At 35.5% G+C, this 26,722-nt stretch carries 25 protein-coding genes; 17 read left to right on the top strand and 8 right to left on the bottom strand.

Annotation, left to right across the window (positions count from 1 at the left end; genetic code table 11):
* Window positions 1-14 precede the first annotated feature (14 nt).
* The gene (gene kduI, locus Y10_RS02015; RefSeq protein WP_281763693.1) at window positions 15-851 is read right to left on the bottom strand and encodes a 5-dehydro-4-deoxy-D-glucuronate isomerase; all 837 of its coding nucleotides are present in this window, start codon (window positions 849-851) and stop codon (window positions 15-17) included.
* Window positions 852-1,165: 314 nt separating this feature from the next.
* Between kduI and Y10_RS02010 the strand changes: the two genes are divergently transcribed.
* Window positions 1,166-1,366 (top strand): hypothetical protein, encoded by a 201-nt coding sequence (locus Y10_RS02010; protein ID WP_281763692.1) that lies wholly within the window; start codon window positions 1,166-1,168, stop codon window positions 1,364-1,366.
* On the opposite strand, the gene Y10_RS02005 is transcribed toward Y10_RS02010, so the two are convergent.
* The gene (locus Y10_RS02005; RefSeq protein ID WP_281763691.1) at window positions 1,363-1,956 is read right to left on the bottom strand and encodes a riboflavin synthase; all 594 of its coding nucleotides are present in this window, start codon (window positions 1,954-1,956) and stop codon (window positions 1,363-1,365) included. The genes Y10_RS02010 and Y10_RS02005 overlap by 4 nt on opposite strands.
* A gap of 102 nt (window positions 1,957-2,058) precedes the next feature.
* Here Y10_RS02005 and pdxA point away from each other — a divergent pair, with 102 nt between their 5' ends.
* The 12 genes from pdxA (at window position 2,059) to Y10_RS01945 (ending at window position 13,388) form a co-directional block, all read left to right on the top strand.
* Complete coding sequence (gene pdxA / locus Y10_RS02000) at window positions 2,059-3,102, top strand: 4-hydroxythreonine-4-phosphate dehydrogenase PdxA (protein WP_281763690.1); 1,044 nt, start codon at window positions 2,059-2,061, stop codon at window positions 3,100-3,102.
* A gap of 81 nt (window positions 3,103-3,183) precedes the next feature.
* Window positions 3,184-3,723, top strand: a complete 540-nt coding sequence (locus Y10_RS01995; protein WP_281763689.1) for a YceD family protein — start codon at window positions 3,184-3,186, stop codon at window positions 3,721-3,723.
* A 9-nt stretch (window positions 3,724-3,732) separates the two neighbouring features.
* On the top strand, window positions 3,733-3,930 hold the full coding sequence (rpmF, locus tag Y10_RS01990; protein ID WP_281763688.1) for a 50S ribosomal protein L32: 198 nt from the start codon (window positions 3,733-3,735) through the stop codon (window positions 3,928-3,930).
* 156 nt (window positions 3,931-4,086) lie between these two features.
* Window positions 4,087-5,082, top strand: coding sequence for a beta-ketoacyl-ACP synthase III (locus Y10_RS01985; protein ID WP_281763687.1), 996 nt, complete (start codon window positions 4,087-4,089; stop codon window positions 5,080-5,082).
* 16 nt (window positions 5,083-5,098) lie between these two features.
* Window positions 5,099-5,584 carry an acetyl-CoA carboxylase biotin carboxyl carrier protein gene (gene accB / locus Y10_RS01980; protein ID WP_281763686.1) on the top strand — a complete coding sequence of 162 codons (486 nt, stop codon included), beginning with the start codon at window positions 5,099-5,101 and terminating at the stop codon, window positions 5,582-5,584.
* Between the two features lie 89 nt (window positions 5,585-5,673).
* Window positions 5,674-7,020 carry an acetyl-CoA carboxylase biotin carboxylase subunit gene (gene accC, locus Y10_RS01975; protein ID WP_281763685.1) on the top strand — a complete coding sequence of 449 codons (1,347 nt, stop codon included), beginning with the start codon at window positions 5,674-5,676 and terminating at the stop codon, window positions 7,018-7,020.
* 87 nt (window positions 7,021-7,107) lie between these two features.
* Window positions 7,108-7,782, top strand: coding sequence for a hypothetical protein (locus Y10_RS01970; protein WP_281763684.1), 675 nt, complete (start codon window positions 7,108-7,110; stop codon window positions 7,780-7,782).
* Window positions 7,783-7,787: 5 nt separating this feature from the next.
* On the top strand, window positions 7,788-9,722 hold the full coding sequence (locus Y10_RS01965; RefSeq protein WP_281763683.1) for a hypothetical protein: 1,935 nt from the start codon (window positions 7,788-7,790) through the stop codon (window positions 9,720-9,722).
* A complete protein-coding gene (locus Y10_RS01960) occupies window positions 9,723-11,057 on the top strand; it encodes a hypothetical protein (RefSeq protein WP_281763682.1) in 1,335 nt (444 codons plus the stop codon).
* Window positions 11,058-11,113: 56 nt separating this feature from the next.
* Entirely contained in the window at window positions 11,114-12,232 is a 1,119-nt protein-coding gene (locus tag Y10_RS01955) for an NAD(P)/FAD-dependent oxidoreductase (protein ID WP_281763681.1), read from the top strand.
* A 3-nt stretch (window positions 12,233-12,235) separates the two neighbouring features.
* Entirely contained in the window at window positions 12,236-12,949 is a 714-nt protein-coding gene (gene mtgA / locus Y10_RS01950; RefSeq protein ID WP_281763680.1) for a monofunctional biosynthetic peptidoglycan transglycosylase, read from the top strand.
* The gene (locus tag Y10_RS01945; RefSeq protein ID WP_281763679.1) at window positions 12,930-13,388 is read left to right on the top strand and encodes a 3-oxoacyl-ACP synthase; all 459 of its coding nucleotides are present in this window, start codon (window positions 12,930-12,932) and stop codon (window positions 13,386-13,388) included. Before mtgA ends, Y10_RS01945 begins: the two co-directional genes overlap by 20 nt.
* On the opposite strand, the gene Y10_RS01940 is transcribed toward Y10_RS01945, so the two are convergent.
* The 3 genes from Y10_RS01940 to Y10_RS01930 all read right to left on the bottom strand — a co-directional run bounded on the left by Y10_RS01940 (window position 13,378) and on the right by Y10_RS01930 (window position 18,630).
* A complete protein-coding gene (locus Y10_RS01940; protein ID WP_281763678.1) occupies window positions 13,378-14,325 on the bottom strand; it encodes an ABC transporter ATP-binding protein in 948 nt (315 codons plus the stop codon). The genes Y10_RS01945 and Y10_RS01940 overlap by 11 nt on opposite strands.
* A gap of 205 nt (window positions 14,326-14,530) precedes the next feature.
* Window positions 14,531-15,730: a hypothetical protein gene (locus Y10_RS01935; RefSeq protein WP_281763677.1), complete on the bottom strand. Its 1,200-nt coding sequence runs from the start codon at window positions 15,728-15,730 to the stop codon at window positions 14,531-14,533.
* A 95-nt stretch (window positions 15,731-15,825) separates the two neighbouring features.
* Window positions 15,826-18,630: a TonB-dependent receptor gene (locus Y10_RS01930; RefSeq protein ID WP_281763676.1), complete on the bottom strand. Its 2,805-nt coding sequence runs from the start codon at window positions 18,628-18,630 to the stop codon at window positions 15,826-15,828.
* Window positions 18,631-18,807: 177 nt separating this feature from the next.
* Between Y10_RS01930 and Y10_RS01925 the strand changes: the two genes are divergently transcribed.
* A complete protein-coding gene (locus Y10_RS01925) occupies window positions 18,808-20,148 on the top strand; it encodes a deoxyguanosinetriphosphate triphosphohydrolase (RefSeq protein ID WP_281763675.1) in 1,341 nt (446 codons plus the stop codon).
* Between the two features lie 34 nt (window positions 20,149-20,182).
* Here Y10_RS01925 and Y10_RS01920 read toward each other — a convergent pair whose 3' ends face one another.
* Window positions 20,183-21,325 (bottom strand): cystathionine gamma-synthase, encoded by a 1,143-nt coding sequence (locus tag Y10_RS01920; RefSeq protein WP_281763674.1) that lies wholly within the window; start codon window positions 21,323-21,325, stop codon window positions 20,183-20,185.
* A gap of 101 nt (window positions 21,326-21,426) precedes the next feature.
* Between Y10_RS01920 and Y10_RS01915 the strand changes: the two genes are divergently transcribed.
* On the top strand, window positions 21,427-22,182 hold the full coding sequence (locus tag Y10_RS01915) for a DUF3298 and DUF4163 domain-containing protein (protein ID WP_281763673.1): 756 nt from the start codon (window positions 21,427-21,429) through the stop codon (window positions 22,180-22,182).
* Here the strand turns inward: Y10_RS01915 and Y10_RS01910 are convergent.
* On the bottom strand, window positions 22,177-22,635 hold the full coding sequence (locus Y10_RS01910; RefSeq protein ID WP_281763672.1) for a DinB family protein: 459 nt from the start codon (window positions 22,633-22,635) through the stop codon (window positions 22,177-22,179). The genes Y10_RS01915 and Y10_RS01910 overlap by 6 nt on opposite strands.
* A gap of 129 nt (window positions 22,636-22,764) precedes the next feature.
* A complete protein-coding gene (locus tag Y10_RS01905) occupies window positions 22,765-25,320 on the bottom strand; it encodes a T9SS type B sorting domain-containing protein (protein WP_281763671.1) in 2,556 nt (851 codons plus the stop codon).
* A gap of 149 nt (window positions 25,321-25,469) precedes the next feature.
* On the opposite strand from Y10_RS01905, the gene Y10_RS01900 reads away from it, so the two are divergent.
* Window positions 25,470-25,826: an arsenate reductase family protein gene (locus tag Y10_RS01900; protein ID WP_281763670.1), complete on the top strand. Its 357-nt coding sequence runs from the start codon at window positions 25,470-25,472 to the stop codon at window positions 25,824-25,826.
* Window positions 25,819-26,721, top strand: a complete 903-nt coding sequence (locus Y10_RS01895) for a DMT family transporter (protein WP_281763669.1) — start codon at window positions 25,819-25,821, stop codon at window positions 26,719-26,721. Before Y10_RS01900 ends, Y10_RS01895 begins: the two co-directional genes overlap by 8 nt.
* Window position 26,722: the final 1 nt, after the last annotated feature.

Raw genomic sequence — 26,722 nt, 5'->3', positions numbered from 1 at the left:
TGTTTTGGTAGTGGTTATTTTAATTCGTCTGGAGCACAGAAATCCATATCTCCATAATCTAGGTTTTCCCCAGCCATACCCCAAATAAAAGAGTAGTTTGATGTACCAGACCCAGAGTGGATAGACCATTCAGGAGATAACACCGCTTGGTTGCTTTGTAAAAATATATGGCGTGTATGCTCTGGCTCACCCATGAAGTGACTAATAGTTTGTCCTGCTTCAAGGTCAAAGTAAAAATAGGCTTCCATTCTTCTACTGTGTGTATGCGCTGGCATGGTGTTCCATACATTTCCAGGAAGTAATTCTGTTAGCCCCATTTGTAATTGGCATGTTTTAACAATACTATTTACAAGTAGTTTATTTAAGATACGTTTGTTGGCATATTTTTCATCACCAAGCTCAATAACTTCTGCATCTTCTTTGCCAACTTTTTTATTAGGGAACTTCGTATGTGCAGGTGCTGAGTTGATATAAAATAATGGTTGTTCGCCATCTACAGCTTCAAAAATTACATCTTTACATTCTTTACCAATATACAAGGCCTCTTTTTTAGATAGTTCAAATACTTCACCATCTACAGTAATTTTTCCTTTACCTCCAACGTTAATCACTCCCATTTCTCTTCTATCAAGAAAGTTTTCTGATTTTAGATATGGAATAGTTTCTAATTTTAAAGCTTCATTGGTAGGCATTGCTCCTCCAACAATGTATCTATCATACATAGAATAGGTAAGCTTTATATTGTCTGCTTCAAATAAGGTTTCTATTAAAAAGTGATTTCTAAGTTCTTCGGTTCCGTATGACCTTGCATCTACAGGGTGAGATGCATATCTGAATTCGTGTGTTGTCATGGTTAAATAGTATTTATGTAATCGATTACACAAATATAAAAGTTTTATTTGAATATCCTAAGTGATTTTTGATAAAATGAAAAAATGGCAAATTAATTTTGTCAGGAATGAGAAAAACAGGGGTAAAAATTATGAATTAAAAAAAATATTGACTTTTTTTGAACCCTACACTTCGTTTTTCCGTATATAAGTATAAGTTGGTATTCTGTGGCTCTTTACCTAAACTTCACCTAAAGTTTAAGGATGTTGAACGATTTTTTTAAGTTTTATTTCAAATTATTTATACTTTTGTCATGGTTCGTTACTATAAAAATATGAATAAAACAATCTTAGCTATACTACTTAGCCTACTAAGTGCGCCAATGTTTGCAGTTGACCCCCCAGCACCGCAGCCTAATGGAGCACCACCACCACCAGTTGGTTTACCAATTGATGCATGGATTATGCCTATGTTATTTTTGGGGATGCTGTATGGAGGTTACCGCTATATAAAAAAGGCGAAAGCTATCGCTTAAACATATTTATACGCATTCAGTTGCGCTATATATTTACCCACCACATCAAATTCTAGGTTTACTTTAGATCCTACTTTAAAGTTTTTAAAGCAAGTGTGCTCATAAGTATAGGGTATTATTGCTACACTAAATTGGGTTTTACTTGCGTTAATAACGGTTAAGCTAGTGCCGTTTACTGTAATACTTCCTTTTTCTATAGTAATGTTTTTGTAGGTGTCTGCATATTCAAAAGTGAAAAGCGTACTTCCGTTTTGAGATTCTATTGCTGTACAAGTACCGGTTTGGTCTACATGTCCTTGAACTATGTGTCCGTCTAATCTTGCGCCAAGTATCATAGCACGCTCTAAATTTATATGTTCGCCAACTTCTAAAGTACCTAAGTTAGTTTTGTCTAGAGTTTCTTTTATAGCTGTAACAGTGTAATTGTCTTTGTCTATGTTAACAACAGTTAAGCATACCCCATTATGGGATACACTTTGGTCTATTTTAAGTTCTTTGGTCATTTGGGCTGCAACAGTGATGTGTAAATTATCCTGTTCTTTTTCTAAAGAAATAACTTTCCCCAATTCTTCTACGATGCCTGTAAACATATTCTAAATATATTTAGTTAATTTTGTATTAGATTTAAAAAATCAAAAATAGTAAATTGATGCTGTTGGATGGATGCTGATTAAAAGAAATGAGAATTTTATATGAGTGAAAAAGAAAATAAGATTAGAGTAGGTATATCTATTGGAGATCTTAACGGTATAGGAATAGAGGTAATTTTAAAAACTTTTGAAGACCCAAGAATGATGGAATTTTGTACTCCAGTTGTTTTTGGTGCTACAAAAACTTTTTCGTTTCAGAAGAAGGTTTTTAAATTGAGTACCAATTTTGTTGGTATTTCTGACGCTTCTGAGATTGTTCATGGTAAAATGAACGTGGTAAATGTTATTAAAGATATACCTAATGTAGAATTTGGTAAAGAAACCAAAGCTGCAGGAGATGTTGCATTACAATCTTTAAAGGCAGCGGTGGCTGCTTTGAAAGCAGATGAGATAGATGTGTTGGTTACAGCACCTATTAATAAGTATAACATACAGAACGAAGAGTTTAATTTTCCTGGGCATACCGATTATTTGGCAACAGAGCTTGAAGGTGATAGCTTAATGTTTATGATATCTGATACGTTACGTATTGGATTATTGACAGATCATGTTGCGGTGAAAGATGTAGCTGGTGCTATTACACCGGAAGTAATTGAAAGAAAAATTGCTACGGTTGAGAAATGTTTGATTGAGGACTTTTCTATACAGAAACCAAAAATTGCTATGTTGGGTATTAATCCGCATAGTGGAGATAATGGAGTTATAGGAAATGAGGATGACACGGTAATGAAGCCTACGGTTAAAAAACTGTTTGAAGAAGGTAAGATGGTATTTGGTCCGTATGCGGCAGATAGTTTCTTTGGGTCTGATTCTTACAAGCAATTTGATGCTGTAATTGCGGCTTATCATGACCAAGGGTTGATACCTTTCAAAACCTTGTCGTTTGGTAAAGGGGTTAATTATACTGCTGGTTTAAGTAAGGTGCGTACCTCACCAGATCATGGTACTGCGTACGGAATTGCAGGAAAAGGAGAGGCAGATCAGTCGTCATTTATTGAAGCTGTATTTGCTGCCATAAAGATATTTAATAATAGAGAAGATTATAAATTACTAAGTGCAAACCCGTTAGTTAAATCTGACAATTAACAATTGATATAAAAAAATGTTGATAAAATTATCAGCGTAAATAAAAATTTATATCTTTGCACGCTCTAAACTGATGTTAAGATGGACAAGTTTAAGGAATACAATATTCCTTTTGTAGGTTTAAAGGAAGGGAAACACCAGTTTCAGTACTCAATTGATAATGAGTTCTTTGAGTTGTTTGGTTTTACTGAGTTTAATAGTGCGTCTATTAATGTAGAAGTGATTTTAGATAAGAAAATTTCTATGTTAGAGTTGCATTTTAAATCGAAAGGAACGGTAAATGTTGATTGTGATGTTTCCAGTGAACCTTTTGATTTACCAGTAAAAGGGACTTTAATGATGGTGGTTAAATTTGGAGATGAGTTTAATGATGATAATGAAGAATTACTCATTTTACCACATGGAGAGTACCAAGTAAATGTAGCGCAATATATGTATGAAATGATTGTGCTTTCGGTACCTGCAAAAAGAATACACCCGGGGGTAGAAGATGGAACACTATCATCGGATATTATAGAAAAGCTGGAGGAACTTCAGCCTAAAGAAAAACAAGAGACGAATGACGAGGACGATATTGATCCTCGGTGGAATACGCTAAAAAAACTATTAACGGATAAATAAGATTGAACGATGGCACATCCTAAAAGAAAGGTATCAAAAACCAGAAGAGATAAGAGAAGAACGCACTACAAAGCATCTGCTCCTCAAGTAGCTGTTGATCCTACTACAGGAGAGGCTCACCTTTATCACAGAGCTCACTGGCACGAAGGAAAATTATACTACAGAGGTCAGGTGTTAATTGATAACGCTGAGGAAGAAGTAGCTTAATTTTTAGAAAGGCATTAAAAAACTCTCACATATGTGAGAGTTTTTTGTATATGAGCATTTTGGGGTTAAAAAATCCTTTTTTTTCAAAAAAATGGTGTTTTTTTACTATTTTCACTTAATTTTGCATCTGTTTTGCTTTTTTGAAAAAACGTATTTATGGAAAATATAACAGCAGCCATAACCGCTGTAGGAGCGTACCTGCCTGATTTTGTATTAACCAATGCCATTTTGGAAACGATGGTTGATACAAACGATGAATGGATTACCACTAGAACAGGTATTAAAGAAAGAAGAATTTTAAAAGACCCAAACAAGGGAACTTCTTATATGGCCATTAAGGCTGCCGAGAACCTACTTGAAAAAAGAGGTATTAAAGCAGAAGAGATTGACTTAATTATTGTAGCTACAGCTACACCTGATATGCCTGTTGCAGCAACTGCTGCTTATGTGGCATCTGAAATAGGGGCTACCAATGCTTTTGCATTTGATTTGCAAGCAGCTTGTTCTAGTTTCTTATACGGAATGTCATCAGCGGCCAGCTATATAGAGTCTGGAAGATATAAAAAGGTATTGCTTATTGGTGCAGATAAAATGTCGTCTATTTTAGATTACACTGACCGTGCAACCTGTATTATTTTTGGAGACGGTGCTGGAGCTGTATTATTTGAACCTAATAATGAAGGATTAGGTTTTGTAGATGAATACCTTAGAAGTGATGGTATAGGAAGAGAGTTTTTAAAAATTGAAGCAGGTGGTTCTTTATTACCAGCTTCAGAAGAAACTGTGAAAAACAAACAGCATTATGTTTTTCAAGATGGAAGAAACGTATTTAAACATGCGGTTTCTAACATGGCAGATGTTGCCGAGAAAATTATGATGCGTAATGAACTTTCTGATGAAGATGTTAACTGGTTGGTACCACACCAGGCTAACAAACGAATTATCGATGCTACTGCCCAACGTATGGGAGTTGCTGAAGATAAGGTAATGATTAATATACACAAATACGGAAATACAACCTCTGCAACGTTACCCTTATTACTTAACGATTACGAGAAGCAGCTTCATAAAGGAGATAACCTAGTCTTCGCTGCTTTCGGTGGAGGATTTACTTGGGGGTCCATTTATATCAAATGGGCTTATAATTCATAAAATAAAACCTAAAATTATGGATATTAAAGATATTCAAAATCTGATTAAATTTGTAGCCAAATCTGGCGCCAGTGAAGTAAAACTGGAGATGGAGGATGTTAAAATTACCATTAAAACTGGTGTAGAAGAGTCTAAAACAGAGACTAGAGTACTACAGCAAATTCCAATGGGGCAGGCATTACCTCAAGCACCGGCTCCGCAGCCAGTAACACCTTCAACACCTGCTGCTGCAGTAGAAACTAAAGAAGATGAAAATTCGAAATATATAACTGTGAAATCTCCTATCATTGGAACTTTCTACAGAAAGCCATCACCAGACAAACCTTCGTTTGTTGAAGTAGGTAGTACTATTTCTAAAGGAGATGTGCTTTGTGTAATAGAAGCAATGAAACTTTTCAACGAAATTGAATCTGAAGTTTCAGGTAAAATTGTGAAGGTCTTGGTAGATGATTCAAGTCCTGTAGAGTTCGATCAGCCTTTATTCTTAGTAGATCCGTCTTAAGAATTTTAAATTGATTGTGTTCTGCCGGTAACCAACATACCGGTGTAAGAGTTTGATAAAAGTAACATTCACATTTAAGAATTCGACAGATGTTTAAAAAAGTATTAATAGCTAACAGAGGAGAGATTGCCCTACGTGTTATAAGAACCTGTAGAGAAATGGGGATTAAAACCGTAGCAGTTTATTCAACTGCCGATGCAGAAAGTCTTCATGTTAGATTTGCAGACGAAGCGGTTTGTATAGGACCCGCTCCAAGTAAAGATTCATACTTGAAAATTCCTAATATTATAGCTGCTGCAGAAATTACCAATGCAGATGCTATTCACCCAGGATATGGTTTCCTTTCTGAGAATGCCAATTTTTCTAGAATTTGTGCTGAACATGGTATCAAATTCATTGGTGCTTCTGCAGAAATGATTGACCAAATGGGTGATAAGGCTACAGCAAAAGCTACCATGAAGGAAGCTGGTGTACCTACGGTACCTGGTTCTGATGGTATTATACCTTCTTATGAGGTAGCTGAGCAACTGGCAACGGATATGGGATATCCGGTAATGCTAAAAGCTACTGCCGGTGGTGGTGGTAAAGGTATGCGCGCCGTGTGGAAAAAAGAGGATCTTAAAAAAGCATGGGAAAGCGCTAGACAAGAAGCTGCTGCTTCATTTGGTAACGATGGTATGTATATGGAGAAGCTTATTGAAGAGCCTCGCCATATAGAAATACAGGTTATTGGAGACCAGTACGGTAAAGCTTGTCACTTATCTGAAAGAGACTGTTCAGTACAAAGAAGACACCAAAAACTTACAGAAGAAACTCCTTCACCTTTTATGACAGACGAATTACGTCAGCAAATGGGTGAGGCGGCTGTAAAAGCAGCAGAGTTTATTAAGTATGAAGGTGCTGGTACTATTGAATTCTTAGTTGATAAACACCGTAATTTCTATTTTATGGAAATGAACACTCGTATTCAGGTAGAGCACCCGATTACAGAGCAGGTTATTGACTACGATTTAATCAGAGAGCAAATTTTAGTGGCTTCTGGTGTGCCAATTTCTGGTAAAAACTACTTCCCTAAATTACATTCTATTGAATGTAGAATTAATGCGGAAGACCCTTATAACGATTTTAGACCGTCACCAGGTAAAATTACTACATTACACGCACCAGGAGGTCATGGTGTACGTTTAGATACACACGTGTATAGTGATTATGTAATTCCGCCTAATTACGATTCTATGATTGCTAAATTGATTACAACTGCTCAAACTAGAGAAGAGGCTATCAATAAAATGAAGCGTGCTTTAGATGAGTTTGTAATTGAAGGTATTAAAACTACCATTCCTTTCCATAGACAATTAATGGATGATCCGGCTTATGTTTCGGGTAATTATACCACTAAGTTCATGGAAACTTTCGAAATGAAAGAAAAAGAATAAGATACTTTAAAGCTCCCAATATCGGGAGCTTTTTTTTATATGGTTTGCAGGTAAATTTTTATATTTGGCACAACTACCTGTTAAATAATGAGAAATTTTACCGTGCGCATCTTCTTAATACTACTAATTTCCGTAGTCTTTACCTCGTGTTTTGAGATTATAGAAGAGGTAACCCTGCATGAAAATGGATCGGGTAAAATTTTACTCACCTTTAATGCTAGTCAAAGCAAGTCTAAATTGGCTTCTGTGATGCTTTTAGATAGCGTACAAGGCTATAAAGTGCCCTCTAAAGCAGCTATTACCGAAGAGGTTACATATTTGGTTAAAGAGCTTAAAAAAGCCAATGGCATTTCAAATGTTACCTATACCGTAGATTATGATAGTTATATTATTACACTCGGTTGTAATTTTAAACAAGTAGATAATATCAATAGCTTTTCACAAAGTCTTTGGGATAAGCAGCGTATGAAAGGTACCTTTAAATCGTACGATTTTAATTTGGCTTCCAAATTATTTAAGAGGCATTTTGCATATGCGCCCAAACTAAAAAAAGATTTTAATACCTTAAAATCCGCTGATAAAGCGGTATTTAATAATGCTACGTATACAGTTATATACAGGTTTGATACTGAAGTTTCAACCTATAGCAACCAACAGGCTAAACTATCAAAGTCAAAAAAGGCGATGATGATGCGTTTGCCCATAACCCATATTATTAACGGAGAATCATCAATTGAAAATACAATTCAACTAACCAAATAATACCTATGAAAAAGTTTCTTTTATGTGCCTTGTTAGGTGCAACCTTTTCAATGCAATCGCAGAACACTATAGAGAAGGTTCCGCAAAATGCAAATGCCGTTGTTTCGGCTAATGGTGAAAACCTATTAGAGCTCATGTCTGTTGTAGAATTAGATGAGTCGTTATTAGGAAAGTCATTAATACCTATGATTCAACGTTTTTCTGAAACATCAACCTCGTTAGCAGATGCTGGTATTAATTTAAATGCTTCTACCCAGTACTTTATGCAGGTTACCGATAGTATTACCTACCATGTAGTTATTTTACCTGTATCTAATAGTGATAAGTTAGAGGTGTTTTTTGCAGGTATGGAAGGTTCAGAGATTGTGCAAGAACAAGAATTTCACACTTTTGGAGGAGAGCAAACGGCTCCTGTAATGTTATGGACAAAGGAGTATGTAGCTTTTGTGAACGGTGTTTTAAATAACGATTATCTGAACAAAGAGGAAGTAGCTGCACGTTACGGATTAGAGGTTGAAGAGCCGTTTTCTCTCGAAGCATGGTTGGCAGAGAATGCAGAAAAAGAGCCTGAGGAAACTACTGTTTACCCAGATGACACCGAAGTAGAAGAGGTGGAGATAGAAAGTGTAGAAGACGTGGAAGTAGCGGAGGAAGTGGTAATTGAAGAAGAAGTGATTGAAACAATACCTCAGGATTCTACCGCGTACGATTATGAGTATGACTACGATTATGAATATGAGCCGGCAGAGCCTTCTGAAAATGATAAAATTAAGAAACAACTTGCTGCTGCTTGGAGCTTTGCAAAAGCTAAGGAATATTTAAGAGCAGATGGTAAATCTTCTATCTTAAAGAATAAAGAGTATAGAAAGCAGATTGATGATAAAGCAGAACTTTCATTGTATATGGCAGATATGTCTGCTATGATGGAGGCATTTTTTAGTGGTTTGTCTGGGTATGCTAATTTAGATGCAACCATGATGAGCGATATGTATAAGGAGTTTTCTTTATCAAACAATTTTTATATTAATGATAAGGATATTACAGTGAAAATGACCTCTAATTTCAGTGATGAAATGGCGGATATGTATAAGAAGATATATGATAGAAAGTTGAATTCAGACTTTTTAAATTATATTAATGAGGACAAAGCGATAGGTTATATGGCATTTGCTATTAATACGGAAGAAACGTTAAAAGTATATCCTAAACTTTTAACTAAGTACATGCCAAATGTACCTCAGTTAGACACTGAAGTGGTAGATATTTTTGCTGACCTATTTTCATTATTATTAGATGAAGAGGCTATTGGAGATGTTGTGAAAGGAGATGCTCTATTTGTATTTAATGGTATATATGAAGAAGAGGTAACATATACTACGTATGACTATGATGAAGACTTTAATTATGTAGAGGTAACTGATACCAAAATGGAGAAAGTACCAGACTTTTTAGTAATGGCTTCTTCAGATGATACTTCTTTGTTAAATAGACTTATAGCTTATGGTGTTGAAAAGCACGTGATTGAAAATATGGGTGGGTATTACGAAATTGATACGCCAGTTGATGTGCCTTTTAATGTATACCTTACTATAAAAAATGGAATTATTTTTATGGGTAATTCTTCAGAGAGTATGTCGCAAATTACGTCTGGTAATTTTGTGGCAAAAGTTTCAGATGCACATAAAGATATGCTAACTAAGAGTAAGTTTTCTGCCTATTTTAACGCCGATAGAATGTCGCAAGAATTACCGGTAGAAGATATGAGTATTGGTGAGATGAAAATGGTATTGTACTTATTAGAAAATTTTGGAGAGCTTAGCTTAGAAACTTCTAAAGTTAAAGGGAACCGTATGGAGGGTACTTATAAATGGACCATTCCTGCAGGTCATGAAAATGGGTTAAAATACTTTTTTGATGTGATTCAAAATATGCCAAGATAAATGAAGATACTTAAAAAAATCTTTAAAGGAGTAGTACCAATTTTATTGGTGCTACTCCTTATTTTTTATGTAGTATTAGGGTATAGAGAGTATAAATCTTATATAAACGTATTGCCAGCAAATGTTGATAAGGTTGTAAAGGTAAAGGTAGATGATTTAGCTATAGAGTACTTTTTATCTAAGGTAAAAGGAGAGGTAGAGAGTGTTGATGATATAGACAAAGAACATTTAAATACGGGTATTTACGTGCCTGCAAATGTGTTGTTATATACTGTTAAGAACAAAAAAAGCACTACCATTTTTACCACATTACCAATATGGGACTCATTGGATGCTAGCAATTTTTTAAAAAAGAAATACCATTTTCAACAAATGTCAGATTCTTTAGGCTATACTTATTTAATGAAGAATGATTACCAGTGGAGTGCAGCGTTAACTAATGATAAAATGGTAATTTGCTATGCTGCTAGTAAAGAAAAGGTTCAAGATGTCTTTCATTTGGTATTGGTAGATCATTTGTTTCTTTCAGAAGAGGAATACCTTTTTAATAGCATAAAAGAAGCTGATAACGATGTTACCATTTTGGGTAGCTCAGCTATTGACCATATAGCAATTGATATAAGTAGGTCACATATTGAAATAGATGGAGTTTGGGAAGGAGTATTTAGAAAGAGGAAACAATCAGATGTTATTAAGCCATTTAAAAGAGATACTACTGTTGCTATCAAGTTTTTGATGCACGGAGCCCCTTATATGGCTAATGGTAATTTTAATATAGGAGGCTACCAATTAACCTATGATAGTATAGCAAAATACAGTAATAATTTTGGGCTAGAGGTAAAAGGTGTTACCAACCAACAAGAATCTGCTGTTACCTATGAGTATAATGATGATTTCGAAAAGATACCTGTGGTGAGCTATAACAATGTAACGGTTCCCAACATTCAAATGCAATTAGACGCAGGTGATGCTGTTGAAGATTTAGAGCATTATTTAAGAACACAGCAGATAGTGAAAGATAGTATAGTGAATAAGGAAGTATTTCCGCTTTACACCTTGTTGGTAAATAACACTACTACTTCTTTAAAGTGTACCACCAATTTTGATGTAAGTAGGGATTTAGATTTAAACTTACCAGATGATAGTATACTATATCTGTTTGTTAACTTTAATACATTGTTTCAGTATAAGGAACTTAATGCTTTTAGTGATTATGCGAAAGACTTACAGAATTTAGAACTACAGGTGAATTCGTCGGGTGCTGTATATACTATTGATGGTGAATTAAACTTTAATGGTTCGGTAGCAAATTTCGTAGAATTATTAATTAGGTGATTTAAAGTGTGTTAACGTCCTGTTTTATTTGTTATCTTTAATAGAAAAATATACATATGTTTAGCTATTGGGAATTAAAAAATTGGATACAGGACATAGATATTGCTATTGTAGGTAGTGGTATTGTAGGACTTAATTGTGCTATAACATTACAAGAAAAATATCCTGATGCATCTATTCTTATCTTAGAGAAAGGGATGCTACCTATGGGGGCAAGTACTAAAAATGCCGGATTTGCTTGTTTTGGTAGTTTGTCTGAACTACTGAATGACATGAATACTCATAGTGAAGAGGAAATGGTGCACTTGGCTACTAGTAGATGGGAAGGTTTACAAGCGCTTAGAGCACTTATTGGAGATAAGGCTATGGATTATAAAAACTATGGAGGACATGAGATTTTTTTGAAAGGTGACCCTGAGTTTTATGAATCTTGTTTGGAACAGCGTGAACGGGTAAACCAAATTTTGAAGCCTTATTTTAAGCAAGATGTTTTTCAGGAAGAAGCTAATATTTTTAGTTTCGGTAAAATACAAGATTACTATATTAGCAACACCTTAGAGGGGCAGTTAGATACTGGTAAAATGATGGCTGAATTGCTAAAATTGGCCTACATGAAAGGTATTAAAATATTGAATAGCATTATTGTAGAAGGGTTTGATGATTTTGGCGATGGAGTGGAAGTGTTTACCAATGCATTTGATTTTAAAATGAAACGTTTGTTTATAGCTACCAATGGGTATGCAGGTGATTTAGGAATTACCGATGTTAAACCTGCACGTGCACAAGTTTTGGTAACAGAACCTATTCCTAATCTAGCTATAAAAGGTACATTTCATATAGAAGAAGGATATTATTATTTTAGAAATATTGATAACCGCATTTTGTTTGGTGGTGGTAGAAACTTAGATATTGCAGGTGAAACCACAACCAATATGGCACAAACTATACTTATACAAGAGCGGTTAGAAGAATTATTAGAAACGGTTATTTTACCAGATACCGATTTTGAAATAGCACACAGATGGAGCGGTATTATGGGAGTAGGCGCAGCCAAAAGGCCCGTATTAAAGTCGTTGAGTACCAATGTGTATTGTGGTGTGCGTTTGGGCGGTATGGGTATTGCCATAGGTGCCTTGGTAGGAAAAGAATTAGCAGTTTTAGAAGCGTCATCGTAAATTATGAAAAAATTCACCCGATTTATACTTAAAATTATTTTTTGGTTTATTGTTATTACCGTTTTATGGGTAACGGCATATCGTTTTTTACCAGTGCCTTACACGCCTTTAATGGCTATAAGGGCTTATGAAAATAAAGACGATGACCAGTTTGAAATTAAACACGATTGGGTACCCCGAAAATACATAGCACCGTCTATGGAGCTTGCTGTTGTGTGTAGTGAAGATCAGAATTTTTTAAAACATCATGGGTTTGATTTTGGCGCCATAGAAAAGGCTATGGAGCACAATAAGAAAAGTAAAAAGGTGAGAGGTGCTAGTACCATTAGTCAGCAAACAGCTAAGAATGTGTTTTTGTGGCAAGGAAGAAATTGGGTACGTAAGGGCTTTGAAGTATATTTTACATTCTTGATAGAGCTTATTTGGCCTAAAGAGCGCATTATGGAGGTTTACCTAAATAGTATTGAAATGGGTAATGGCGTATTTGGAGTAGAGGCTGCTTCACAATACTGGTTTACCAAACCTGCTAGTAAACTAACCAAAAGCAATGCAGCAGCGCTAGCTGCTATTTTGCCTAACCCTAGAAAATATAGAGCTAACCCACCTACACCTTATATACAGGGTAGAGTTGCCTGGACCTTACAGCAAATGCGTTTTCATGGGGGTAGTTTAAATTATGATAAGTACAAGGATAAGGATGCAACAACTAAAAAATAGGGTGTTAGAACACTGTAAGGTTAGCTTAACAGACAAACTTCACGTATTAGAAATCACTATTAAAGATTTACAGGAATCATTACTTTCAGAAACTAAAAGTACTGCTGGTGATAAACATGAAACCGGTAGAGCCATGGTTCAGCTTGAAATGGAAAAAACGGGCCACAAAATAGGTAGTATTCAACAAGAGCTGCAAATTGTAAACAGAATATTGGCAGATACCATTAAGCAACAGGATGTTGTTAGATTGGGTAGCATGGTAAATACCAGTAATGGTATCTATCTATTATCTGTTGGGCAAGGTGTTGTAAAATGTGAGGACGCTGTTGTATATGCTGTTTCGTTAAAGTCTCCAATTGCCGTTGCTTTAATCGGCAAAAGAGTAGGAGAAGAGATTTCCTTTATGGGGAAAACTATACTTATAAAGGCTATTGTTTAGTTAGTAAATTAAGTGCTATGTTAGCATCTGTTGTATACGGTTCTTTACTCTCAACAAACACGCGTTGTCCGTTTTGTAATTCGGCAATTACTAGATAATCTGCGCCTCTGTAGTAACATTCTTTTACCATGGCAGGGGTGCCATTTTCAGGTACTATGTGTAGTTGATGAGGGTAACAAATAATTTCTTTCTCAGTTTTACCAAAGTCTTTACCGTTTAAAACGTTGATATCGCCAAATAGCGCTGCTGTATACGTATTTTTAGGGTTGTTGTATACTTCTTTAGGTGTGCTGAAAGAAAGTGCCTCTCCGGCCTTCATAACTAAAATCTTATCAGCAAAAGGTAAAGACTCTTCTTTGTCGTGTGTGGCAACTATACAGGTTATGTTAGCTTGTTTTAGGTGTTGGAATAAATTTCTACGTAATCGGTTTTTCTGAAAAGAGTCTATATGGCTAAATGGCTCATCTAGTAACAATACTTTAGGCTCACGAGCAATAGCTCTAGCCAGCGCAACACGTTGCATTTGCCCACCACTTAACAATTTTGCTTTTACATTGGCATAGGGTGTCATCTCTACCATATCTAAAAGCTCTTTAATGCGTTGCTGTTTTTCCTCTTTATAAAAGTTAGAAAGGTACTTACCTATATTTTCTGCAACCGTAATAAAAGGCATTAAGTCAAAATCTTGTGCTAAATATTTCATGAAATCCATGCCAGGAACTAAGTGATAAGCCGGGCCTAGTATTTGGGTTTCATTGTAGAACATCTCCCCTGCATCTAAGTCAAATAACCCATATAAGCACTTTAACAAGGTACTTTTACCACAACCGCTTTCGCCAACTACAGCTATATGTTCTCCTTGCTGAACGTTAAATGACAGATTTTTTAAAATAGGTTTTTCGTTATAAGAAAATGAGATGTTAGCAACGTTTAGCATGCAGAAATTTTTTGGTAAAATTAAGCATTATAAAAACGCTAATAAAATAAAAGCAGGGTATATTAAAATGTAGTACAACAGAGTAGTTGCATACAAAACAGCAATGGTATAAATAAAAACAACCCTTGCGAAATAAATCACAAGGGTTTATGTTTTCAATTACTAAGGATTTCTAGAAATCTAGTAATATATGTTTAGCTAATTCTTATAAGCTTAAAGCAGTAAACCAATCAGCCCAAGCTGGCATATCAGCACCAGCACCAGCACCAGTTGAAGTACCTTCAGTGAAACCTGGTAAACCTAAAGTAGATAAAGAACCATCAAAAGCTACATCATCATAAACTGAATCAAAATCAATTTTAAGACCTGCAGTAGGAGTATTGAAATCGATGTTAGTTAATTGGAATGTACCATCTGTAATGAATGCAGTAGATCTGTCAGAATCAATTTCGATATATTTCATATCGTCACTAACATCAAAACCAGACATGAAAACATTACTAATGTTTACGTTAGTACCTTCTCTTAAGTTCATACCTTCACCGTTACCAGCACCACCAATAATAGAGATGTTAGATAATTGTGGGTTAGAAGCTGGGTCAGCATCGTTGTTTAAACCGTTACCGTCACCTTCAAATCCTGAATCTGCATCACTTTCCATAGAGATGTAGATGTTAGATACAGTACCTGTCCATCCTTCTGTCCAGTCAACTGAATCATCACCAGAGTATAAAGAAAGTAAGTTAGTAGCACCAACAGTACCACCAAAGAACTCCATACCGTCATCTTTACCCATGTAAGAAACAATGTTTTCAACTTCAGTACCACTACCTACACCGTAGAAAGAGAAACCGTTGAATTCAGATTCTGGAGTTAACTGAGCTCCACCGTAAGCTACAACAACATATTTTAAAGCTCCTGAAGAATCTCCAGATTGAGATCCACCATATTCTAAGTTACGAACCTCAGCAATTGCAGGAGAAATTTGTTGGAAATCTGCACCTTCACCAACACCAAAGTTTACTGGTGCATTACCACATACAGTGATTCCACCCCATTGTCCTTTTTCATGAACGTCAGCAGTAAAAATAATTGGTTGTGCAGCTGTTCCTTCTGCTATAATAGTTGCGTCTTTTTTTACAATAAATGTATCAATACCATCAGCTCTACTAGCAGTAAAAGTTGTACCAGGAGCTATAGTTAAAGTAACACCACTCTCTACATAAACATCACCTTGTAAAATGTAGTTACCAGCTGGGATCTCATAGTTTTCAGTAACAGTACCTCTTAAAGTTGTACCATCAAAGAAAGAAACTGAAGAACCGCCTCCATTGTTGTCGTCATCACCACATGATGTTAAAAATAATGCTGCAAGAGCGAAACCAGTTAAAATGAATTTTTTCATAATTGTGTTTTGTTAGAAAATTGCTTTTTTGAATTTTGAGCAAATTAACCTAATACGTTTATTGTAATGATTACCCAATTATTAAGTAATTGTTATTAAAAGCTATAATTAACACCTACGCTAAAATCGGTACCTCTTTTATAGTTTGTATATGACTGAACGTTTAACTGATCTACAATTCTTTCTGAAGTGTCATTTAATATGTTACTTGCTTTAAATGAAACAGATAAGTGTTCATTTAACTTGTTTTTCCAGATAAATGTTAAGTCGTTAAATGGTTGTTCGTATTGGTCGTTGATAGTACCAGAACCTAGTGCAGATATTCTCTCGCTAAAGGTATTGAATGTCACTGTAAACGTACTTTCCCAATTGTCAGATAGTCTAAAGTCATAATTAGCGTCTGCATTAAATAGGAAGTCAGATGCACCTTGTAAACTTCTTTCATCAGAAATTAAACCTACCTGATTAGCATCAGATCTGTCTAATGTTACGTTAGATTGCATGTACGTAGCATTAAAACCAAAGTAAATATTGTTTAAAGCTTCATTGTCAAAAATGTTACCTAACTTTTTAATTACTTCAAGTTCTAAACCATAAAGAAAAGCGCTCTCAGTGTTTACAAAAGTAGTTCTGAAAGAAGTACCCCCTTGTTGTACACGAATGGTTTCAATTGGGTTTTCTATGTGTTTAGCAAAAGCATTAAGTGAAAGTAATTCACCTGAGTTAGGGAATAACTCAAATTTTAAATCTGCATTGTAATTGTCAGATAAAACTAAATTAGGGTTACCTACTAATTCATCTCCTTTAGAGTCAATTCTTAAGAAAGGAGCCGTTTCAACGTTTTTAGGACGTGTATACGTTTTACTAGCAGCAAAACGTAAGTTTGTTTTGTCAGATAATGAATACTTAGCATTAACAAATGGTAATAGCTTAGCTCCACTTTCAATTTCTATAGTATTAAACTGAGTTAAAATACCAGAGTTTTGTAATGTATACTCTCTGTTAATGTATTCTACACGAGTACCTGCAGAAACATCAAATTTTTGAGAAGGTTTGTATGCATAACTAGCATAACCCGCATAAATATTGTTGTTACCAACATAAGATTTTGGTGCACCTACAGATTCAGTGTATCTTAAATCTCCACTAGCAAAACCATTTTCAATAACATCATTTGGTCTGTCAGGGTTTACAATAAATGCATTTGCAGTAGTAGTGTATCTAGAAACCAAAAGGAATCTGTTGAAGAAATCTACTTCTTCAATATTAGCATCGGCACCTACTTTTACAGTGTGCTTAAAGAAATCTCCATTTTCATCTGAAACTTCTCCCATTTTTCTGAAATACTCTAATTTACCAGCAATATTGTAGTTGTCAGAGCTTAAAAAGTATCTATTATAGATAAGGTCATCTGCATTACTAAACTCAGTAGTGTAAATGCCGTCCTCGTTGTTATCTTCATAAGACCATACTTTTTGGTCTGGTTGGCTAAATTTACCAATACCATATGTACCAAGGTAACGAACACCGCTTGTGTTAGACTCATCTAAGTAAGAACTACCAATAAACTGAATTTGGTGTAAAACAGAGTTTTTGTATCTGTTGTTTCTAGCAAATTTGTTATCAACGTCTCTGGTAAAACCTTGAGCATCTTGGAAGTTGTTGCTAGAAGTTCTAGGTTGTAAGTAGTTTAATGCTAACTTAGTTCTAGGGTTTTGGTATAATAAAGACATTAATAAGTTAGAAGTTGTACTAAACTCAAAGCTGTTATCTTTAGAGAACCCTCTTACTTCAGTACCACTACCTCCGTATTGTAAATCAGAACCATATTGCCAGTTATAGTCGTTAGAATAACTTAACCCAATATAGTAACCTAATCTTGCATCACTATTTTTTAAATCTATTTTATCACCTACTACAACTCCAAAATCAAAACTTACAGGAGTACCTGCTTCTTCGTAGTTGTAATCAGATTCAAAAAGGTTAGCAGATTCAGATGGAGTTAATGAGATGTTTGTAGAGATTGTGTTTTCACTAAAAACAGCTGGAATTTCTCTAGCATCTGCTCCACCAAAACCAAAATATTCAGTAGAAGATTCTTTGTCAATTAAAAATGTGTTACCACTTTTAAAAGCATTACTGTTAACACCAGCACCAAAACTTACCTCTACCACTTGGCTGTTAGGAATGTCTTTTGTGTGAATATCAATAGTAGCACCTGCAAAATCTCCATATAGATTTGGGTAGTATACTTTGTTAATATCAATGTTTCTTAAAATGTCTGAGGTAAATAACTCAAGTGGAACAATTTTTTGTTCCCAGTCTACTACAGATACAGGAAGCTCATTTACTAATAATGAGTTGTAACGGTCATCAAGACCTCTAATAAATATACCTCTAGAGGCTACTTTAGTAATACCAGCAGCAGCTACTACACCTTGGCTAGCATCGCTAATACCTTTTCTTGAAAGTTCTTGTGCTCCAATAGAAGTTTTAATCTCAACCGCTTTTTTCTGTTCTATTAACAGCGCTACTTGAGAATCTTTTTTAGTTGTTGTTTCTACTGTTACTGCTTCTAGCATTTGACTATCAGCACTTAAACTTGCATTTAAGTTAGCAACTTTTCCTGCTTCAACTTTTACATCAGGAACTTCTAATGTTTTATATCCAATAAAACTAATTACAACGGTATATGTACCAGGAGTTACATCCTGAATTTGAAATAAACCGTCCATATCTGTTGTTGTTCCTTTAGCTGTTCCTTTAATTTGAACATTCGCAAACGGAAGCGGTTCATCGTTCATGTCTTTGTCGGTAATTGTACCTACGATGGAACCATTCTCTTGTGCAAAACCTAAGGTAATGAACATGAGTAAAATAGTTGTTAAGAAATACTTCATTCTAGTGTTGTTGAATTTTCCGCAAAGAACATGACCTGCTGTAAAGTTCAGGTTAATCGAGTGTTAAATAATTGTAACTAAAATAAAGTGCAATTTTGTAGGGTGCTTGTTTTTCAATGTATTGAGATTTTTCCAAAAAAATTATGCTGTATATTGCAGCACTTAAGATCATATAATATGCATTGGGAACAGCTTTTGTCTCTGAAAAAATACGGAGATACAAAAAAAAGAGTACGTTTAGAACAAGATGAAACCAGACTAGGTTTTGAAGTAGATTACGATAGAATAATTTTTTCTTCTGCTTTTAGAAGTTTACAAGATAAAACACAAGTAGTACCCTTAAGTAAAACCGATTTTATACATACCAGACTTACGCACAGCTTAGAAGTATCGGTAGTAGGTAGAAGTTTGGGGCGTACAGTAGGGAAGGCTATTTTAGAAAAATACCCGCACTTAAAAACTGATTTAGGATATCAAATAACTGATTTTGGTGCTATTGTAGCGGCGGCTTGTTTAGCCCATGATATAGGAAACCCACCATTTGGACATAGTGGGGAAAAAGCTATTGGAGAGTTTTTTAGTAATGGAGAAGGGCAACAGTACAAAAACCAATTAACCGATAAGCAATGGCAAGACCTGATTGATTTTGAAGGAAATGCCAATGGATTTTCGGTGTTAAACAATGCATTGTTTAAAGTAGAAGAGGGTTTACGTATATCGTATGCTACGCTTGGGGCTTTTACAAAGTACCCAAAGGAGTCGTTACCTAAAAAGCCAACCTCACAAATTGCAGATAAGAAATATGGTTTTTTTCAGCACGATACATTTTTGTTTGAAGATGTAGCACAAGAGTTAGGTCTTATTAAAAAACCAGGAGATGACGTGGCGTATCACCGCCATCCGTTGGCATTTTTGGTAGAAGCTGCAGATGATATATGTTATACTATTATTGATTTTGAAGATGGTATAAACAAAGGATTGATAGACGAAGATTATGCATTGGAGTTTTTAATAGCTATTGTAAAAGATACTATTAATACCCAAAAGTATTATGAACTTACTACTAAAGAAGAACGTATTAGTTACCTAAGAGCTTTGGCAATAGGGCAATTGATACAAGATGCTGTAGCGGTATTTTTAGCTAATGAGGAGGCTATTTTACAAGGTGAATTTCATTATGCGTTAACCGAGAAAAGTAAGTTTAAAGCTCAGATTAGCGATATTATTAAAATATCTGTAGAGCGTATTTACCGCAGTAGAGATGTTATTGAAAAAGAATTAATGGGGTATAGGGTATTACAAACCTTATTAGGGAAGTTTTGTACTGCTTATATGAATAATGTAAAAGGCACTGCCTCTAATTATGATAAGTTGGTGCTTGAAATGTTACCTGAAAAATTTAAAAGCATTAAAGAAGATACTTATTCTGGATTGCTCTCAATATGTCAATTTGTATCACTACTTACAGATGGTAGTGCTATGGAAATATATGGTATTCTTGAAGGGTACGGAAAATAAAAAAGAGGTGCATAAAGCACCTCTTTTGTTATGTTTATTTTTCAATTGCTTGTTTTAAATCGGCAATAAGATCTTCTGCGTCTTCTATACCTACACTTAAACGTATTAAGCTATCTACAATACCATTTTTTTCACGTTGTTCTTTTGGTATACTAGCGTGCGTCATACTAGCAGGGTGCCCAGCTAAGCTTTCTACACCACCTAATGATTCTGCCAATGTAAATACTTTTAAGTTTTCTACAATTTTAATAGCTTCTTCATAGTTGTTTCCTTTAGTTACAAAAGAAATCATACCACCAAAGTCTTTCATTTGCTTTTTAGCAACAGCATGGTTTGGGTGGGTTTCAAACCCTGGCCAATATACCTTTTCTACTTTAGGGTGGGCCGCTAAGAATTCTGCCACAGCTTTTCCATTTTCGCAATGGCGTTGCATACGTACGTGCAATGTTTTAATTCCTCTAACCACTAAAAAGCTATCCATAGGGCCACAAACAGCACCACTGGCATTTTGTATAAAGTATAATTGGTCTGCTAATTCTTTGTCTTTTACAACCAAAGCACCCATTACCACATCACTATGCCCACCAAGGTATTTGGTAGCGGAGTGCATTACAATATCAGCACCTAAATCTAAAGGTTGTTGTAGGTAAGGTGTAGCAAATGTATTGTCTACGGCTAATAGTAAGTTATGAGCCTTTGCAATGTTAGCTACTGCTTCAATATCAATAATATTCATCATAGGGTTGGTTGGTGTTTCAACCCAAATTAGTTTGGTATTATCATTAATATATTGTGCAATAGTATCGGCTTCCTGAAAACCTACAAAGTGGAATGTAATACCAAGTTTTTGAAAAATTTTGGTAAACAAACGGTAGGTACCACCATATAAATCATTGGTAGCAATAATTTCATCCCCTGGTTGGAACAATTTCATAACGGCATCAATAGCTGCTAATCCGCTGCCAAAAGCTAACCCGTAGTTTCCGTTTTCTATACTTGCAAAAGCATTTTCTAAAGCAGTTCTGGTAGGGTTTTGAGAACGAGAGTATTCAAAACCTTTATGTCCGCCCGGTGTGCTTTGCGCATAGGTAGAAGTTTGGTATATAGGAGGCATAACGGCACCATAAGCTTTATCATGCTCTTGACCACCGTGTATTGTTTTTGTATTGAATTTCATATAAACGAATTTATAATTGCTGTTAAATCTATGCAAAAGTACTTTATATTAAAGGCAATATCAATAAACCTGCTATCTTTAACCTTCCTTTAAAATTTGTTATGAAAAAAATACTAGCCCTAACTGCAATGGTGGCTCTGTTTTTGAGCTGCGAAACCGAGAAAAAGCAAGAAGTAGCTTTTGATTATATCACTAAAGAAAGTAATAAGGAGTGTAAAGGAGTTAATTGTCCTTTAATAGACATTTCGTACCCTCAAATAACTACGGCAGATTTTCCTTTAGAGGAAATTAATAAGCATATAGAGCAAGCGGTAGTAGCCATTATTAAATCGGCACCTGAAGATGAGGTGGTAGGTGTGTCTGTAGATGATGCTGTGGCTTCTTTTAAAAAGGAGTTTGAAACACTTAGAAAAGATTTTCCGGATTCTGATGCTGGCTTTGAGGCAAAGGTAAAAGGAATTATCTCGTATCAGTCTGATTCATTAATTAGTGTAAAGCTAAATAGCTTTATGTATACTGGTGGTGCACACGGGTATACGGCTACCAAGTATATTAATATTAATAGCAACACTGGGGCGGTAATTGCAAACGAAGCACTGTTTAAAGATGTGGCTTCTTTTAAGAAACATGCAGAGAAAGCTTTTAGAAAGCATGAAAAATTAGCCGACAATGTTCTTTTGAAAGATGCCGGCTATTGGTTTGAAAATGATGTTTTTCAATTACCTGAAAATATAGGTATTTCAAAAACAGATATTATTTTGTTTTATAACCCTTATGAGATTACGCCTTATTCTGAAGGTCCTATTGAAATAAAGCTACCTCTTAGTACTATGAAAGATAAGCTTCAGTATTTATAGTGCCTTGCGTTGCGCTAATATATAACCTAGGTGCATACCTTCATGGTATTCATTAAACTCTAAAGCATCTTCTACACTGTTTAAGGTGCTATTATTAGTGCTTACGGTATAGGTTTGAAAACCGTTAAATTTACCCGCATCGTAATCAGCTTTAAGTTGCTTAAGCGTGCTGGTAAGTAATTCTTTTAAAGTATCAACATCTTCTTTAGTTACTTCTTTTTCAGGTTTAGTACCTTTTTTATATGCTTCTACCCAAGCAGCATCTATAGTAAATGGTAAACCTGAAAGTTTATAGCATAATAATTGTGAGGTTACCATGGCGTGCGCTATGTTCCAAAAAACGTTGTTGTTGTATCCCGAAGGGATGGTGTTTAATTCTTTAAGGCTTAACTCTTCTAAGAATTTTATAAAAATGATACGGTTATTTTCAGTGTTTTTAAAAGTAAATTCCATACATGTATATTTTTTATAAAGGTACTAAATATAGTGCTTGAAATTACTGATAATTGATAGTATAAGCATAGAAAGAGAGGTTATTGTAATATACAATTACCTCTCTTAGCTATAAAGTAAGTAAGCTATTTATCTAATTAAAGAAAAATGTCCGTTTATTGTTTTATTGTTGCGCTGTGGTAAAAATACCGTGTACCAATAATCAGATGATGGCATCAGGTGACCATTGTAGTTGCCATCCCAACCATCTTCTAGTGCAATGCGGGTAAGTAGTTTACCTTGTCTGTCAAAAATGGTAATATAGGCACCGGCAACACAGTCGTTAGGTACATCTAATGCTTTCCAAGTATCATTAACTCCGTCTCCATTGGGTGTAAAGTAATTTGGGAAAGCTATTACACAAACACTGTCTGATACTACACCACACCCGTTGGTGTCTCTCACATAAACGGTATAATAACCACCTTCTAAATTTTCAAATAGGGGTGAAGTTTGGTAGGTAACACCATCTATACTATATTCATAATTGCCTACGCCTTCTGCTAATATAGTTACTGTATTATAGCGTTGTGTATCTGAAACATTTATGTTTGTGATAGTAGCCACGTCCGATCCAATTAGCGTAATGGTTTGCGTTACACTACAGCCAGATGCGTTAGTAGCGGTAACGGTAAATATACCGTCTGTAAGGGCTTCTGCAGAAGAAGTGGTACTAATTAGTAGCCCATCAGTATCATACCACTCATAGCTGTACAAGCCTGTTGGGTTTTGTACTTCTAGAGTAACAGGCACCTCATTTAAACATATATTTTGAGGTGTATTAACAGAAAACTGCGGAATACTGTTCACCACCAAATGAACACATTTTGAAATGCCAAAACAGGAGTTGTTACTAGTGTCATCTATTCTAACATACAACCAGTCCTCATGCGGAGCATCTGTATTGGTGTAATTATTGGTTAGAGGGTTGGTTTCTAAAAGTGCATCGGCCTCAGAGGTATAATAGGTTATCTGTAAATCAGAAGCATTGGTAAACAAATCTAAAATTTCGGTAGTAGCACTTCCTAAATTAAAAGTGGCTATACCATTTGTATTGTCACCATCGGCATCTGTATCGCAGGTTTCTAGTGTTGTTGTAAAGTCGGTAGGTATTTGAGATGTAGAAACTACTAAGTTAACCGCTGCAATGGAAGAACACCCTGCACTATTGGTAGCAGTTACATAAATAGGGTTGTAGACCGCATTGGTAAAAGAGGTAGGATCTATTATTTTGTCGTAGATATCTTCGTTTTCTGCTCCACTCAAGGTTCTGTAAAATGTGAATGTATAGTTTTCGGTAGAAATGAGATCAATGGCCTCTTCTAGGTTAAAAGCGGCAATACCATCAGTATCTGTATCACACTGTTGTAAAGTGACTGGAGTGTTAACAATAGGGGCGTCTTCTATAGTTAAGAAAAAGGAAGTGGTATTAGCACATCCCCTGTTAAGATCGTCTACCCTAATAAATATTTCTTCCCCTTCAGTACCCGTATACGATGTGGTATTTGTAATAGGGTTGGTTGGTGCATCTGCATTTGCTTGTGAGTTGTAAAAGGTAACGGTGTAGTCGGTTGCATCTGCACCATCCAGTACGGTGGTAATTACCTGATCAAGGTCAAACGTTCCGGTTCCTGTTCCATCAATGTCACATCCTAACAAGTTATTAGGGGTTTCTGCTGGTGTAGCAAATAAATCAATTTCAATAGCTTCTGAGGCAATTTGGCAATTAGGACTATTACTGTTTTGAGACTCAAAAACTAAAAATCGGTATTGTTGGTCTTCATCAAAATTGGTAGCTGTGTAGCTATTAGTAGTCGCTCCTGCAATATCTGTCCAAGTAGTGCCATCATCATAACTTACTTGCCATTGGTAAGCAACATCAGTATAGGCGGTTTCATCTATATCAGCTTCAAAAGTTACTTGGTCGTTAGGGCATACACCATCTGCAAAATCTGCAAAATCAGTAGTCACTGTAGCTAGGCTACCACAGGCTCTAAAGGTAATATCGTCAATGGCTAAATCGTTTCCGCAACCGCCTAAGGCATTATTTATAAGTACTACCGAAACACTATTACTTCCTGCTGGCATTTCAAATTCAAACGAATAATTAACCCACTGAACAGTAGTGGTAGATTGTATGTCGCCAGTTTCAATACTACCTAGTTCATTCCCATTATCGTCTTCTATAACAAATTTAACGTTGCAAGGTATTGGGGTGCTACAGGTACCATTGTCTGGCAACGCATTTAGAAAATAAGCAGAGAACTGATATACTAACGAGTTACAAAGTCCGGTTACCGATTTCCTGTAAAATTCACCGGTAGTGTTTTCATCAGCATTTACTACCAACATATATCCCTGCCCGCTTTCATCTTCCGTATGGTCTGTGGTTGAAAATAAAGAGTTTAGCGCTGCGTTAGGGTTGGTAGTTACGGTGTAATAACCATCTTGCGTATTTCCGTTACTATTATAAATATAATTGGTAGTACCCGTAGGTAAGGCTCCTGCAAAAGTGGCTCCGGTAGCGGCGTTGTTACCAAAGGTTTCTTCAAACACGGGGTCTCCAAAACTTCCATTGCATTGTTGGGCATTCAGCGTTAGCATAGGAAGCAACGTGCAAATGAATGCGATATATAGATATTTCATTTTATGAAAAAATTAACACTCGAATGTAGTGGTATCAATATTTAAACCCAAGGGTTTTTATCAATTCTAAGGTTTTTTTAACATTTAAGGGTTGTGTAATGAGTTCTAAAAATTATCTTTATCCCCAACAAAACTCTATAAACGTTACTATGAGAAAGATTTATTATTTAAGCACTTGCGATACTTGTAAGCGAATTTTAAAAGAATGGGAGCCAATACCAGAAGATGTTACGTTACAGGATATTAAAAAGGAGGCGCTGAATGAAGAAGATGTTACTGCTATGTATGCGCTTTCAGGCTCTTATGAGGCTTTGTTTAATAAGCGTTCTCAACTGTATAAACAACGTAATTTAAAAGAGCAAAATTTAACTGAAACCGATATAAAGGATTTGCTATTAGAACATTATACTTTTTTAAAAAGACCCGTTTTGGTGTTGGAGAATCGTATATTTGTGGGGAATAGTAAAGCAACAGTAGCCAATGCCAAAGCAGCATTACATGAATAAAAGAACCCTTGCCATACTTGCTGCAACTGGTGCAGCAGTTATATATGGGCTTAACCATACTATAGCCAAAGGGGTAATGCCTAAATATGTGCAACCTTTTGGATTTATATTTTTGAGGGTTACTGGCGCCATGATTTTGTTTTGGTTGGTAAGTTTGTTTACTCCAAAAGAGCGCATTCAGCGTTCAGATTGGTGGCGTTTACTCGGGTGTGCTGTGGGCGGTATGAGTTTAAATATGTTAGCCTTTTTTAAAGGGCTAAGTTATTCTACACCAGTTTATAGTTCTGTATTATCTACCATTACACCTATTTTAGTGTTTATACTTTCTTCGTTTTTAATAGATGAGAAGATGACCTTGCGAAAGGGCTTGGGCATTTTATTAGGCTTTGGTGGTGCCTTGGTACTTGTACTAATGGGGAACGAGACCAGAGCTGATGCACCCAATATTTTTTTAGGAAACCTTTTGTTTATTTTTAATGCCTGTATTTTTGGAGTATACTTGATTTTGGTAAAACCACTTACGCAAAAATATAGTACAATAACTCTAATGAAGTATCTGTTTTTAATTGGGTTTGTTATTAATTTACCTGTTACCTATGGCGAATTTCTAGAAATTGATTGGCAAAACATGCCATTTGAAGGCTGGTGGAAAATTTGTTTTGTGGTTATTGGTACTACATTCTTTACTTACCTGTTAAATGTGTATGCAATGCGCCAGCTAGCTGCATCTACTATTGGGGCATTTATATACTTACAGCCCTTAATAGCTATTGTATACGCGGTATCTACCGGATATGGCACTTTATCTTTAGATAAAATTACCGGAGCTGCATTAGTATTTTCAGGGGTGTATTTGGTAACGCAAAAAAAGAAGCACCCAGTAAATAAAGAATAGC

It is taken from the genome of Neptunitalea lumnitzerae (genome assembly GCF_027924185.1).
Taxonomy (GTDB): Bacteria; Bacteroidota; Bacteroidia; order Flavobacteriales; family Flavobacteriaceae; genus Neptunitalea; species Neptunitalea lumnitzerae.
This window is presented reverse-complemented; position numbering and strand designations above follow the sequence as displayed.

Bases quoted from the DNA above. Each gene is read 5' to 3' on its own strand.
- Y10_RS01935 (WP_281763677.1), bottom strand. From the start codon at position 15,730: ATGAAAAAATTCATTTTAACTGGTTTCGCTCTTGCAGCATTATTTTTA.
- Y10_RS01955 (WP_281763681.1), top strand. From the start codon at position 11,114: ATGTTTAGCTATTGGGAATTAAAAAATTGGATACAGGACATAGATATT.
- Y10_RS01940 (WP_281763678.1), bottom strand. From the start codon at position 14,325: ATGCTAAACGTTGCTAACATCTCATTTTCTTATAACGAAAAACCTATT.
- kduI (WP_281763693.1), bottom strand. From the start codon at position 851: ATGACAACACACGAATTCAGATATGCATCTCACCCTGTAGATGCAAGG.
- Y10_RS02005 (WP_281763691.1), bottom strand. From the start codon at position 1,956: ATGTTTACAGGCATCGTAGAAGAATTGGGGAAAGTTATTTCTTTAGAA.
- accC (WP_281763685.1), top strand. From the start codon at position 5,674: ATGTTTAAAAAAGTATTAATAGCTAACAGAGGAGAGATTGCCCTACGT.
- Y10_RS01910 (WP_281763672.1), bottom strand. From the start codon at position 22,635: ATGGAATTTACTTTTAAAAACACTGAAAATAACCGTATCATTTTTATA.
- mtgA (WP_281763680.1), top strand. From the start codon at position 12,236: ATGAAAAAATTCACCCGATTTATACTTAAAATTATTTTTTGGTTTATT.
- Y10_RS02010 (WP_281763692.1), top strand. From the start codon at position 1,166: ATGAATAAAACAATCTTAGCTATACTACTTAGCCTACTAAGTGCGCCA.
- Y10_RS01915 (WP_281763673.1), top strand. From the start codon at position 21,427: ATGAAAAAAATACTAGCCCTAACTGCAATGGTGGCTCTGTTTTTGAGC.
- Y10_RS01925 (WP_281763675.1), top strand. From the start codon at position 18,808: ATGCATTGGGAACAGCTTTTGTCTCTGAAAAAATACGGAGATACAAAA.
- Y10_RS01900 (WP_281763670.1), top strand. From the start codon at position 25,470: ATGAGAAAGATTTATTATTTAAGCACTTGCGATACTTGTAAGCGAATT.
- Y10_RS01965 (WP_281763683.1), top strand. From the start codon at position 7,788: ATGAAAAAGTTTCTTTTATGTGCCTTGTTAGGTGCAACCTTTTCAATG.
- Y10_RS01930 (WP_281763676.1), bottom strand. From the start codon at position 18,630: ATGAAGTATTTCTTAACAACTATTTTACTCATGTTCATTACCTTAGGT.
- Y10_RS01945 (WP_281763679.1), top strand. From the start codon at position 12,930: ATGCAACAACTAAAAAATAGGGTGTTAGAACACTGTAAGGTTAGCTTA.
- Y10_RS01995 (WP_281763689.1), top strand. From the start codon at position 3,184: ATGGACAAGTTTAAGGAATACAATATTCCTTTTGTAGGTTTAAAGGAA.
- pdxA (WP_281763690.1), top strand. From the start codon at position 2,059: ATGAGTGAAAAAGAAAATAAGATTAGAGTAGGTATATCTATTGGAGAT.
- Y10_RS01895 (WP_281763669.1), top strand. From the start codon at position 25,819: ATGAATAAAAGAACCCTTGCCATACTTGCTGCAACTGGTGCAGCAGTT.
- accB (WP_281763686.1), top strand. From the start codon at position 5,099: ATGGATATTAAAGATATTCAAAATCTGATTAAATTTGTAGCCAAATCT.
- rpmF (WP_281763688.1), top strand. From the start codon at position 3,733: ATGGCACATCCTAAAAGAAAGGTATCAAAAACCAGAAGAGATAAGAGA.
- Y10_RS01920 (WP_281763674.1), bottom strand. From the start codon at position 21,325: ATGAAATTCAATACAAAAACAATACACGGTGGTCAAGAGCATGATAAA.
- Y10_RS01970 (WP_281763684.1), top strand. From the start codon at position 7,108: ATGAGAAATTTTACCGTGCGCATCTTCTTAATACTACTAATTTCCGTA.
- Y10_RS01960 (WP_281763682.1), top strand. From the start codon at position 9,723: ATGAAGATACTTAAAAAAATCTTTAAAGGAGTAGTACCAATTTTATTG.
- Y10_RS01985 (WP_281763687.1), top strand. From the start codon at position 4,087: ATGGAAAATATAACAGCAGCCATAACCGCTGTAGGAGCGTACCTGCCT.
- Y10_RS01905 (WP_281763671.1), bottom strand. From the start codon at position 25,320: ATGAAATATCTATATATCGCATTCATTTGCACGTTGCTTCCTATGCTA.